The sequence below is a fragment of the Paenibacillus sp. JJ-223 genome, assembly GCF_927798175.1.
In the GTDB taxonomy this organism is placed as follows: Bacteria; Bacillota; Bacilli; order Paenibacillales; family Paenibacillaceae; genus Paenibacillus; species Paenibacillus hubeiensis.
In genome coordinates, this window is sequence record NZ_CAKMMP010000014.1 from 143,355 (window position 1) to 155,248 (window position 11,894).

At 47.1% G+C, this 11,894-nt stretch carries 11 protein-coding genes; 3 read left to right on the forward strand and 8 right to left on the reverse strand.

Going from position 1 to position 11,894, the window contains the following annotated elements; genetic code table 11:
• Positions 1-95 precede the first annotated feature (95 nt).
• Entirely contained in the window at positions 96-1,520 is a 1,425-nt protein-coding gene (gene lpdA, locus L6H98_RS23065) for a dihydrolipoyl dehydrogenase (protein ID WP_236419928.1), read from the reverse strand.
• 187 nt (positions 1,521-1,707) lie between these two features.
• Here lpdA and L6H98_RS23070 point away from each other — a divergent pair, with 187 nt between their 5' ends.
• Positions 1,708-2,022 carry a DUF2627 domain-containing protein gene (locus L6H98_RS23070; protein ID WP_290371483.1) on the forward strand — a complete coding sequence of 105 codons (315 nt, stop codon included), beginning with the start codon at positions 1,708-1,710 and terminating at the stop codon, positions 2,020-2,022.
• Positions 2,023-2,168: 146 nt separating this feature from the next.
• On the opposite strand, the gene L6H98_RS23075 is transcribed toward L6H98_RS23070, so the two are convergent.
• Entirely contained in the window at positions 2,169-2,381 is a 213-nt protein-coding gene (locus tag L6H98_RS23075) for a hypothetical protein (protein WP_236419930.1), read from the reverse strand.
• Between the two features lie 185 nt (positions 2,382-2,566).
• Here L6H98_RS23075 and L6H98_RS23080 point away from each other — a divergent pair, with 185 nt between their 5' ends.
• Positions 2,567-3,163, forward strand: a complete 597-nt coding sequence (locus tag L6H98_RS23080) for a thymidine kinase (RefSeq protein WP_236419932.1) — start codon at positions 2,567-2,569, stop codon at positions 3,161-3,163.
• Positions 3,164-3,334: 171 nt separating this feature from the next.
• Here the strand turns inward: L6H98_RS23080 and L6H98_RS23085 are convergent, their stop codons facing one another.
• The 4 genes from L6H98_RS23085 to L6H98_RS23100 form a co-directional block, all read right to left on the reverse strand.
• The gene (locus tag L6H98_RS23085; protein ID WP_236419934.1) at positions 3,335-3,811 is read right to left on the reverse strand and encodes a hypothetical protein; all 477 of its coding nucleotides are present in this window, start codon (positions 3,809-3,811) and stop codon (positions 3,335-3,337) included.
• Positions 3,812-4,318: 507 nt separating this feature from the next.
• Entirely contained in the window at positions 4,319-4,963 is a 645-nt protein-coding gene (locus tag L6H98_RS23090; protein WP_236419936.1) for a hypothetical protein, read from the reverse strand.
• Between the two features lie 202 nt (positions 4,964-5,165).
• Positions 5,166-6,203, reverse strand: a complete 1,038-nt coding sequence (locus L6H98_RS23095) for an NAD(P)/FAD-dependent oxidoreductase (RefSeq protein ID WP_236419937.1) — start codon at positions 6,201-6,203, stop codon at positions 5,166-5,168.
• Positions 6,204-6,516: 313 nt separating this feature from the next.
• On the reverse strand, positions 6,517-7,482 hold the full coding sequence (locus L6H98_RS23100) for a GGDEF domain-containing protein (RefSeq protein ID WP_236419939.1): 966 nt from the start codon (positions 7,480-7,482) through the stop codon (positions 6,517-6,519).
• Positions 7,483-7,852: 370 nt separating this feature from the next.
• On the opposite strand from L6H98_RS23100, the gene L6H98_RS23105 reads away from it, so the two are divergent.
• On the forward strand, positions 7,853-9,175 hold the full coding sequence (locus L6H98_RS23105) for a hypothetical protein (RefSeq protein ID WP_236419941.1): 1,323 nt from the start codon (positions 7,853-7,855) through the stop codon (positions 9,173-9,175).
• A 310-nt stretch (positions 9,176-9,485) separates the two neighbouring features.
• On the opposite strand, the gene spo0A is transcribed toward L6H98_RS23105, so the two are convergent.
• Both spo0A and spoIVB read right to left on the reverse strand, forming a co-directional pair.
• The gene (gene spo0A, locus L6H98_RS23110; RefSeq protein ID WP_236419943.1) at positions 9,486-10,301 is read right to left on the reverse strand and encodes a sporulation transcription factor Spo0A; all 816 of its coding nucleotides are present in this window, start codon (positions 10,299-10,301) and stop codon (positions 9,486-9,488) included.
• Positions 10,302-10,496: 195 nt separating this feature from the next.
• Positions 10,497-11,834: a SpoIVB peptidase gene (spoIVB, locus tag L6H98_RS23115; RefSeq protein ID WP_236419945.1), complete on the reverse strand. Its 1,338-nt coding sequence runs from the start codon at positions 11,832-11,834 to the stop codon at positions 10,497-10,499.
• Positions 11,835-11,894: the final 60 nt, after the last annotated feature.

Consider the following 11,894-nt stretch of genomic DNA (forward strand, 5'->3'; position numbering starts at 1 on the left):
CCGATCTTATAACCTGGTACTAAGACTTGGCTTAAGCCTATTATAATCCCTTTTACCCAAAAAAGGAAAGGTCCTTTCTCTCGAGGCTCTTCAGCCTACATGCCGATCGCTATTCCGTCCACCGCCAGCATCGCTTCGCCCATGATTTCCGACAAGCTTGGATGCGGATGGATCGTCTGCCCGACTTCCCATGGCGTAGCATCCAGCATCTGGGCGAGCGAAGCCTCGGCAATCAGTTCCGTCACATGGGTGCCGATCATATGTACGCCCAAAATATCGTTCGTTTCCGCATCCGCGATCACCTTTACAAATCCATCGCGGCTGCCATGGACCAGCGATTTGCCGATGGCTTGAAACGGAAACTTGCCAGTTTTGACGCTGTGGCCGCGTTCCTTCGCTTCGCGTTCGGTAAATCCGATGCTCGCCGCCTCCGGACGAGTGTATACGCAGCGCGGAATACGATGGGATTCTACGGCGTGTACCGTTTCGCCGGCGAGATGGTTAGCGGCCAGGATGCCCTCATGGCTGGCTGCATGCGCCAGCTGCAAACCACCGATCACGTCGCCGATCGCGTAGATATGCCCTTCCCCTGTCTGCAGGTTTTTGTTCACGGCAATGAAGCCGCGCTCAAGCTTGACATCCGTATTTTCGAGGCCGATGTTCTCCACGTTGGGCTGACGGCCAACGGATACAAGCATCTTGTCCGCGCTCAGCGCCTCGCGTTTATCGCCGGATAACTCCACTTCGATTTGAATGCCGTCCTGACCGGACTTGTACGTTTCCGTCAGCACCTTCGCTTTCGTCAGGAAACGAACCCCGCGTTTGCCGAGCAGACGCTGCATTTCCTTCGCGATATCTTCGTCTTCTGCCGGAAGCACATGCGAAGCCGCTTCAACGACCGTCACCTGCACGCCGAAATCGTTCAGCATGGAAGCCCACTCCAGTCCGATGACTCCACCGCCGACGATGATCAGCGAAGCTGGAAGCTCGTCCATGCGGAGCGCCTCGTCGCTGCTCATAATGTATCGTCCGTCGGGTTCCAATCCGGGAATAACGCGCGGCCGTGAGCCTGTGGCGATGATCAGGTTTGTCGGCACAACCGTGTCCATCTCGCCATCGTCGAACTCGATGGCCACCGCTCCGCTTTGAGGCGAGAAGATCGACGGACCAATGACGCGCCCGTTCGCATGTACGACCTCAATCTTGTTTTTTTTCATCAAATATTGAACGCCCTGGTGCAGCTGCTCCACGATGGCATCCTTCCGGGCCTGCACCTTCGGAAACACCAGCGTTGCGCCCGTCGTCTCAATTCCGTATGTCTCGCTTTCCTGAATTTCCGCGTAGACTTCCGCGCTTCTCAGCAGCGCTTTGCTTGGGATGCATCCCCGGTGAAGGCATGTTCCTCCCAGCCTGTCCTTCTCGATAATGACAACCTTTTTCCCCAGCTGGGCGGCACGAATGGCGGCAACGTAGCCTCCGGTTCCTCCCCCAAGAATGGCAACATCGCAATGAATTGGCATCTCATCTTTTCCCCTTTGTCAACGTTTTACGCTATCCTTGGTTCCATTGTACTCTCCCAAAGCAGCGAACTCAAAATTTCGCGCCGTCTATGCATAGACAGCTTAAGTAAACCAAGCTATGATGAAAACAGGCATATCTTGTAAACACAACCTATTTTGCTCCATTTCTAACGGTCGGGAGGTTACGGTGATCCACACAAAATTGGTTTTTGCCCGTTTCTTGGCCATTCTCGTTCTGGTCGTCCCCGGCCTGATGGCGATGAAAGGCTTTCTGATGATGAAGGACGCTTTGTTTCTGTATTACGCCGATCATGGGAACGATCAGGTTTCCCCCGCGTTTGACTGGCTTTCCTTTGGCGGCGGGCTGCTCCTGTTCGCAGCAGGCATGAGCTTTCTGGGGGGCTGGATTTTGTTTAGGGATCGCAAACGAAACTATGTAGGTCCGCGTTTTCGTTCGAAAACAGCTCATCCGGGCCCGGAAAAACAGCGGCATTCCACATGAATCACCCGGCTGGGCATAGCAAGCCTTTAACGTTTGCCCAAGCTCAGGTATAATCCTTATTGAATCGATATGTGCGCGTGGAACGAACCTGAAAATAATGATTGCCTGCATTCGGAAACGGCAAGTAACCCGGAGTGATCCCCGGGTTATTCGTATAATGCGTCCCGCAGCTTGGACGACATGCGCGATTCTTTCGAGGAAGCTTTCAGCATCGTGCGGCGCAGCGTTTGGTTGCTGGCCTGCAACCGCCGGGCTTCGGCAAACAAATCGGCGACAAGCTCCCTCGTCCGTTCATCCAGATCAACTTCCTGCACCAGTTGTTCATATTTCTCCTCCAGGGCATGTAAAGAATCGTTCATCGGTACCCTTCATCTCCTTTGGACTCCAGAATCATCAACTGCCGTGACCAGCAGCTTACCATTCCATATAGTAACACAAAGAAGTAATGATAGTGCTGGCCTAGACCCAAGTTTTTGTGGTACTCTGTAATGGTCGCTTTTTTTGAGCAGGTAGCTAATAGATAGGTGAGAGGAGCAGCAGCAACGTGCAAACAGGACGTATTACCGTTATTACAGGGCCCATGTTCAGCGAAAAATCCGGTGAGCTTATTCGCCGTTGTCAGAAATGGATCCAGTTCGGCCGCAAAACGGTCGTGGCTTACAAACCCGCTGAAGACAATCGCTTTGCGCAAGACGAAATCGTAAGCCGGATCGGTTACCGATTGCCGGCCCATTCCATTCCCCGTCAATTGACGCCCGAGATCGTTGAGCAAATTATTGCCCAAACGAAGGACGCCGACGTCGTCGCCTTTGATGAGGTTCAATTTTTTAGCAGCGCCATTATGGAGCTTGTCTCCGAGCTTGCCTACTGCGGCAAACATGTCATCGTGGACGGACTTAACATGGATTACCGCGGCAAGGAGTTCGGTTATATCGGCGGTTTGTTGGCCATGGCGGATGATATCGAGAAACTGTCGGCCTTCTGCGCCGTATGCGGCAGCCCGGATGCTGCCTTCACGCAGCGCATTGTCAATGGCGAACCCGTTACGCTCGGACCGGTCGTCATGATTGGCGATTCGGAGGCTTATGAGCCACGTTGCCGGCACTGCTTTGTTCCTCCTCATAAAGTGGATTGTCCATAAATCCGGTCTCTCCTGCAGCTTTAATTTTGATTCGGACTATTACATTACATTCTTCTAATATGAAGCCCTACGGGGCTTTTTTATTATGGTGAGGCGTCCACTTTCGCTATTTCCGCGATATCCATACACAAAAAAGCACCGCTTTGCAGCGATGCAACAGGTGTTCTTTTTTTAGTCGCGTGTCACGAAATATTTATTGGTCATATAATAGGCGTCGCCTCGGGACGTTTCGACCATTCCTTTTTTGGCATCCAGAAATACGATTTCCTTGCATTTGGTGCAATACCACTTGGTTCGCTTATATGGAGATTCCGTTACGTAAGCCGTACCGCATTTGCAATCGATCTTCATCAAAATCTCGCTGGATTTATAAGCGCTGGACAAGCGTTCCATGTTATCCTGCTGCTGTGTGGGCATTATGGTTTGCTGATAATCGGATAGATGATTCTGAACCTTGAAGTCTGCCACAAGTCCTGCGTTCAACCCAAAAAATTCCTTGCCGATTTCGGTCACGAAGCGCTTCTCGTTTTTGTAGCAATCAAGCCACTCCATAATCTGTTTGTTGGACAATGGAACCGTACCCTTGATACCGCTATTTAAGGTGTAGGTCATGATGTATAAAGTATCGTCTTGTCTACCTGAGTACATTAGAATCCTCCTTCGAATACATTTGCTAATGTACTACAAAAGCGCCCATAAATCAAAACCATGTTATTTCCTGAACGCTCCTTTTTCATTTAAATGGGAAAAAAACCTCGCCGATCCGCCAAATTTTTGCAGGATGCGCATACGCCAATCACATTTCCTTGTGGACCCGCATAATGTACGACCGCTTTGACCTTATTGCTGCAGATCGAACAATGGTTCCTCCTTTCACGTTTGGGGGTGTAGTCCGATAGCTTCACTACGTTTTGGCTATCCTTGAAACCGCGTAGAAAGCGCAACCATCTCATCTGGCACTCACTCTTTCTAGTCATCATAATCTCTCGATCTCATCCAAAATAAACCTTCGTTCTCTATGTAACATCTTCCATGCTGTACAAGTCTATCTCATATCCTATTCGACGTTTCGATGCTTTTTCCTGTTTTCCTCTTCATGCATATGAAAAAAAACCGACACTCCTTTGACGACAAAGGCGTGCCGGTCTTGCACGTTCACTTATAAAATGTCCCCAGCACGTCAAGGTCTGGAGAACGTTCAATCCGGAAAGGATAAATGTATCCCTGCGTCAAGCTGCCGGCGAATTTGCGGCTCCACAGGTCGATTCCTGACGTGAAACGATAGGCCTGGTACACGAATTTGGAGCAATAGTTACGCTCGATGCTCAGCAAATTGGTTTGCAGCCGGTAATGCTTGACTTGCTTGTAGTGTGTTTGCACCCATTCGGCGGCCTTCTGCCCTGCCTGGCTCAAACGGGAACGAAATACGATAAATCGGTCACCCTCGTAAAAACGGGTCAAATATCCGTCGATGCTGTCCGCGAAGACAGGTCCGTACGGGTGTACATGATAGACTTTGCCGTCCAGCCCTATAATGCCCATATGGCCTGCATAATACGTGGATTCGGAACTTGGCGTATATATGATATCCCCTGGCTCGAGTGCCAAATCCATCAAAGCCGCGAGTGGCTGATCGCGATCTGCGCGTCTGGCAGCAGCACGCTTGCGGCGTCCTTCGACGAGAAGCCGGTGAAGCATACCGGCCGACTTGAGATATATTTTCGCATAGGGAATGCGTTTATTCATTAAATGGCCATACCATTGACGGACGGATGAAGTGATGTCACGGAAATGATTCATCAAGCTTGCCCTTCTTCCTGAAAGAATGCTCATTTTTCGCTTACGAGCGTGTGATGCTGCATTATATGTTATTATAGCCCGCTTTCCCGAATCCGATCAAACATGCCGAACCTGTTCCGTCCGCCTTCCGGGCACACCAAAAAAGCAGCTTCGGATCAATCCGAAGCTGCCATGAATCATCGCTGAAGCAAAGGCGGGGGAATTATTCCTCAACCACGCCAAGCGCTTTGTTTTTTTCTTTGAAGCGCGAATTGTGGGACGACACGTAAGCTACCTTTTCGGCATCAGGATCCATGTACAATTTGGCGCTGTTTACGGCCAATGCGGCATCCGTAAATGTACCTGCGATGAGATGCAGCTTGCTGCCATAATCGACGAAATCGCCTGCCGCAAATACACCTGGAATATTGGTTTGCAGTCTTTCGGTAACGCTTACGTGCCACTCGCCAAGATCCAGTCCCCAATCACGGATCGGTCCGAAATCGCTCTTCATGCCATGATTCACAATGATTGCGTCCACATCAAGCAACTCGCTCTCGCCAGTCTCCACATGGCAGATGGTCACTTGTTCAATCGTTTCACCGTTTTGGCTGTGCAGCTTATCTACGGCAAAAGGTGTTCTGACGTCGACCGAAGACTCTCGCATCCGCAGCACATTCCGCTCCAATCCGCCAAAACGGTCACGACGATGCACCACCGTTACCTGCTCGGCCAGCGGCTCCAGCTCATTCGCCCAATCGACGGCAGAGTCCCCCCCTCCCGAAATCAACACTTTTTTGCCTCGGAACGGTTCCAATTCCTGCACGGTATAATGCAGATTCGTAACCTCGTATCGATCAGCGCCTTCAAGTTCGAGTTTGGCCATTTTGTATATACCGTAACCGATCGCCAGGATGACCGTACGCGTCCAGTGCTTTTCACCCGTTGCGGCTGTCAAGATGATGGTGCCGTCGGGCTGGCGCTCGAAGCCTTCGATCTGCTGTTCGAATACAATGGTAGGCTCAAACGTTCTCGCTTGTTCCTCCAGCTGCTGGATCAGTTTTTCACACAAAATAGGGGTAACCCCGCCAACGTCCCAGATCATCTTCTCTGGATAAAACAGCATGCGTCCGCCCAAACGGTCCCTGGCTTCAATCAGTTTTGTTTTCATATCGCGCATGCCGCTATAAAAAGCGGAATACATCCCGGCAGGGCCTCCACCGATAATCGTAACGTCATATAACTCCAACTGTTGTTCCATGAAAGCTACCTCCATTATTTCATTCAGGCTCGCCTGATTATATGATATCGATTCTCATTATCACTAATTCTAGTTTACTGGGAAACATATCAAAAAACAATGGACAAATCACGCACATTTTTTATACCAAAAACATATATCCTGTAATTTCTATGAAACAGACAGGGAACCTGAATAAATCAAGGGATTCTTCGGAACAATCGACTCCCGGTATGTAATTAAACATCTGCTCTACTTCAAAAAAGGCCACTGGCGGTTGTATACACTGTATCTGACAGCCATGGCCTGAACCAAAAATACGCTTTGTTTTGACTTACTGCTCTACCCGCTCCTCATTTACGCACATCATGCTGCCCGAGACGGATTTGCATATTTTTTTGATCCGTGTCGCTTCACTGATGATGTCTTCGATTTTCTCATATTTTCGCAGCATGTTGGACACAACGGCAATGGACACCGAAACAAGCGGAATGCGTCCGAGCGTTCCCGAACGGCCTTCTCCCAACACATAATCATTGCTTAGATCATCAGGATTGTAAAATTCCCGTTTCATCTGCTCGAACCCTGCCAGCACCTGCTCGCCAATTTCCCGAAAATTGTGATGGTGTAAAATCGTGATGAAGTCGTCACCGCCGATATGCCCAAGAAACGTGTCGGGAAACATGAAATGTTTCCGTAACAGATTGGCCGTGGCCTGAATCAACTGATCCCCCATTTTGAAGCCATAGCTGTCGTTGTACGACTTAAAATGATCCAAGTCGATATACAGCACGCTAAACTCATCCAATCGAAGCAGTTGTTGAAGGCGCTCGTCAATGATACGGTTGCCCGGCAAACCTGTGAGTGGATTCAGGAAAATGGCCATTTCCGCACGAATATCGGCAACGGCCAGCAATAATCTCCGAATGCTGACCGCTCCCATCAGACCTCCGGCCGATGTCACCAGCACTAGGTCGTACAGCTCTTCTTCATTACGGTTCATCGCTTGAATGCTGACGTCCGTAATCTGTTCTGCATAATCCACCACCAACGGTTCACTGTTCATTACAAGCCCAATCGCCCGGCCCATATACAAATTATAGCCGTATTGCGTTCCGATTTGCTGAAAAAAAAGGGTCCTCATCATTAATGCGGGGCTGCCCTTCGCCCCCACGACAGCAACGCCTTCCAATTTGGCATTCTGCTTGAAAAGCTGATAGACGGTATCGCATCTGGTCTCAGGCGTTACGGTTGGAATGGCTTCAGCGATCTCACCTATTTGCGTAAAAATACCGTTCACCTTCTCTTCCCCTGCGATATGAAATCCTTAAAATCCAGGCAAACTCCGGCTTTAATATGGGAAGACGTCTCTCTTCATGAAGTGTATTCATTCTTTGTGCCTAGATAAGATGTGTATGTAGTTCAATCGTATCATTCAGGCTCTACTAATATGTTAACCAAAGGTAAATGTATGTAAAAAAACTTCACAAAAGAGCCATCAAAATGAACAAAATTTATATTATGACCTTACATGACAAGTTACTTCATTGTTGCTAACCGATGCAGCTGAGTAAAATAGCCTCTTGCTAGAAGTTCATAAACATGTTCTAATATTTTTAATGCAAACGATACATAATGTATCATACAAAGTGAGTGAGGATGAAAAACTAATGACATTGTCCGATTCTAAACCATTCGATACCTTGTTCAAAATATGGGCTATAGTATTGCCTATAAATTCTTGGGTCTTAATCCCTTCCAATCCCGGGACGACCCCTGGGTTGTTGCTTTCATTAGCATCTCTTGTATTTACTCTCCTTATCGCAATCAGTTTTAAAAGAAGAAATATCATTGGAATTGGACCATTAACCAATAACTTTTATAAAGATTTTATTATTTTTGTTTACATATTAACCATGATGAACGGCTTGGCGCAGTTGACCATTTTATTCAAAATAAATGATGGCTACGATTATAATTTCAAACATAATGTTATTCTGGTAAATGAGCTTGGAGGCACCTTTTTAAGATCCAGTCTTTTCACTCAATCCATTTATCTGATCGCGGCTTCTATTATCTGCTTCTTCACCAAGTATTTTTACAAAGCAGATTGGAACAAATATATATTTGTAGGAGCGTCCCTGTTTCTGATTTATGGATTTTATGAGTGGTTTTACTACTTATTGTTCGGCACGACAGGAGACTTTTTAAGCAACAGGGTATTTGCATTAGATATTCACGGAAATCCGAAATTAGGAAGTGTCAATCAATTTACGGATGTTTTCGGATTTCGCTCGCTGAGAATGAAAAGCTTATCCAGTGAACCCAGTACTTTTGCGCTAACCGTATTGCCTTTATGGATATTTGCGGTCCATTTACGCAAACCGTTACTTCACATACCGATGTTAGTCGCTCTCATTTTATCTAATTCTTCAACCGCTTTTTTAGGAATCGTACTTTATTTCATTTACAGAATTGTTCGCTATCATCTCAAAGATCGGTATTGCCAACTGTTAATCTATTTTTTCGCGATCGTTGCAGTCCTGAATTATAAAAGAATTACGACGATATTCGGATTTTTGCTGTTTGATAAATTAGATTCCATTTCCGGCAACGAAAGATCCTCCTCGATGATGCTGCATTTAGATTATTTTGCTCAAATGCCATTTCTGAATAAGTTATATGGAATTGGATTTGGATATGTAAGGTCTACCGATTTCTTTTCCACCCTGATGGTCAATAGTGGCATAATCGGATTTATTCTTTTTTCTTTATTTTTTTTGTATCCTGTTTTCAAATTGCAGCGCAGCTATTTCAACGATGGACTTAAAATCATATTGTTGGTGGTCTATGCTTCGTTAATGATTTCCGTTCCGGAATTTTCTTATTTAACGACTTGGTTATTTTTAGGGATAAGTTATAGTCAACTAGCGAAAGAAAAGGCACTAAAAAATCAAATCCAGCTTAAACCTGTACCATCGCTTCTTCGCTGACATTCTTCCCATAAGCAAAAGGATGAATTCACTATTACATTCCGCCAAATGCCATGCTATGTACGCGAAGCATGGCATTTGGCGATGAATGAAACCTGTACTGCTATACCTGGTCCCAGTAAAGGTCATCATAGCTTAATGTCATGACATATTTGATCTATACAGAATATCGCCGTTTATTGGTTTTTAAATCCCAATAACGGCGATATGCTCGACAAACAAAATTCATATTATGATTTCAGCATTTAGCTTTTGCCCGCACGTCAAAATACGTTTGAAATGGACTGGCTTACCTCTATTCCTGATCCTTTCACGACACCTTATGCTCAATTCTCAGCTTGTCGGCCACCATCGCGATAAATTCGCTGTTCGTTGGCTTCGACTTGCTGATGTTGATGGTGTAACCAAACAAATGGCTGATCGAGTCGATGTTGCCGCGTGTCCAGGCGACTTCAATCGCATGGCGGATGGCGCGTTCCACGCGGGAAGGGGTCGTTTTGAATTTTTCGGCAATGGCTGGATAGAGTGTTTTGGTGATGGCACCTAAAATTTCAATATTGTTGTACACCATCGTAATCGCTTCGCGCAAATACTGATATCCTTTAATATGCGCAGGAACGCCGATTTCATGTATGATGGACGTAATGCTTGCATCCAAATTTTTGTGTTTGCCCATGGGCACCACGTTGGACTTGTTCACGAACGAAGATGAACTGCTGCCGGAATTGGAAGAAACTGTAGTTTGGGTTCCCACCAATTGACGCACCCGATTCGCAAGCACTTCCATGTCAAACGGCTTCAAAATGTAATAAGAAGCACCGAGCTGCACGGCGCGCTGCGTGATGTTCTCTTGTCCGAAAGCCGTCAGCATGATGACTTTGGGCTGAGGCGTAAGATTCAAGCTGCGCAACCGCTCCAGAACGCCAAGTCCATCCAAATGCGGCATAATGATATCCAGGATCAATACGTCAGGGACGTTGCGTGATTGCTCCAACATTTGCAATACCTCTTCGCCGTTGTATGCTACGCCGGATACTTCCATATCCTCCTGCTCCGATATATATTCAGCGAGCAAATTCGTAAATTCACGGTTGTCATCAGGAAGCAACACCTCGATTTTTTGCAAAACGGTATCCTCCTTTGAATGTGAACATTTTGGTTCGTACATCTCCTTACAACATAAATTTTCGACACAGGACATTAAATTCCTTCTGTCGAAAATTATTTTTCTTTATTTTTTTTATCCCTTGATTTATAATAAATATTTTATTTCATCATGCGATATATTATGTTAATGTTCGACAAAAAAATCTTAAGGCCGTTATCCAGCCTTAAGATTTTTTGCTTCATCCTTATTCATCATGACGCCGGCATCCTGAAGCATCCATTCGATGAAACAGCCATAGCCGGACTTGGGGTCGTTCACAAAGACATGGGTAACCGCTCCGACAAGTTTGCCATCTTGAACGATCGGACTACCGCTCATCCCTTGAACGATGCCCCCGGTTTTCTGAATCAGCTTCGGATCGGTAATTCTGAGTACAAGACCTTTCGTTGCAGGGACTTTTTGATCGGCTACATGTACGATATCTATGGAGAAACGTTCGACCTGCTGTCCATCAACAACCGTTAAAATTTCGGCAGGTCCTTCTTTGACTTCATGGGAAAATGCCACGGGAATGCCCTTGGAATACAAGCTGTGCTCAGGATTGGCCGACATTTTACCAAAAATGCCGAATGCCGTGTTTCTTTCGATATTGCCCAAAATTTTGCTTTCCTTTAGGAAATGAGCTCGTTTCTCGCCCGGATCGCCCGATTCGCTTTTGGAGATTGACGTTACGTTCGATTGCACAATTTGACCACTGCCAACAACGATAGACGTTTGCGTATTCATGTCGGTAATGACATGTCCCAAAGCGCCGTATACGCCTTGATCGGGAGCATAAAAGGTCAATGTTCCTACCCCTGCTGCTGAGTCGCGAATATACAGGCCCAGTCTCCAGGCTTGATCTTCTGCGTCATAAGCTGGATTAAGTCTGGTTTTGACCGTTTGCCCGCCACGCTTCAGCACTACATCAATGCCTTTTTTGCTTTTGCCCGCACGTTCCACAGCTTCGGCTACTCCTGAAACGCCTTCAAGCTTTTTCCCGTCCATGTGAGTGATCAGGTCACCAAGCTTGATGCCTGCTTCTTCCCCCGGGGAAAAGCGTTGGTCTGGCCCGGATCGGACAAGGTGATGGCCTACGACAAGAATGCCCGCCGACTTCACTTTGACGCCGATCGTTTGGCCGCCGGGAACGATGCGCAGATCGGGAATGACGTTTACATCGACCGTTTTTAACGGGATCTTGCCCCACAGCTTCAGCGTTAATCTGGCATGGCCCGTCTGCTGAGGGTGAAGATGCAATGGTTGCTGCTTCGTTACGTGCACGGCTTGATTCTGCCCTTGACCATCCAGACCGACAATGTCCGGACGATCTACAACTGCACTGGAAGTCGCAGGTACCGCAAAATGCAGATCCGCCCGCCTGCCCGCAAAAACCTGCACTTCGTCAGGCAATGAAGCGAAATTTTGCACAGGCTGAATCACCTGGCTGATCACACATAGAAAGAAGGCAAATAAAAGACCTAGAAATTTCTTCCTGAGGGGGGATTTCAATGGCTGTCACGCTCCCTTTGCTTCTTTCGCTTGACGAAAGGTGGTCGCCAATTGCGTACC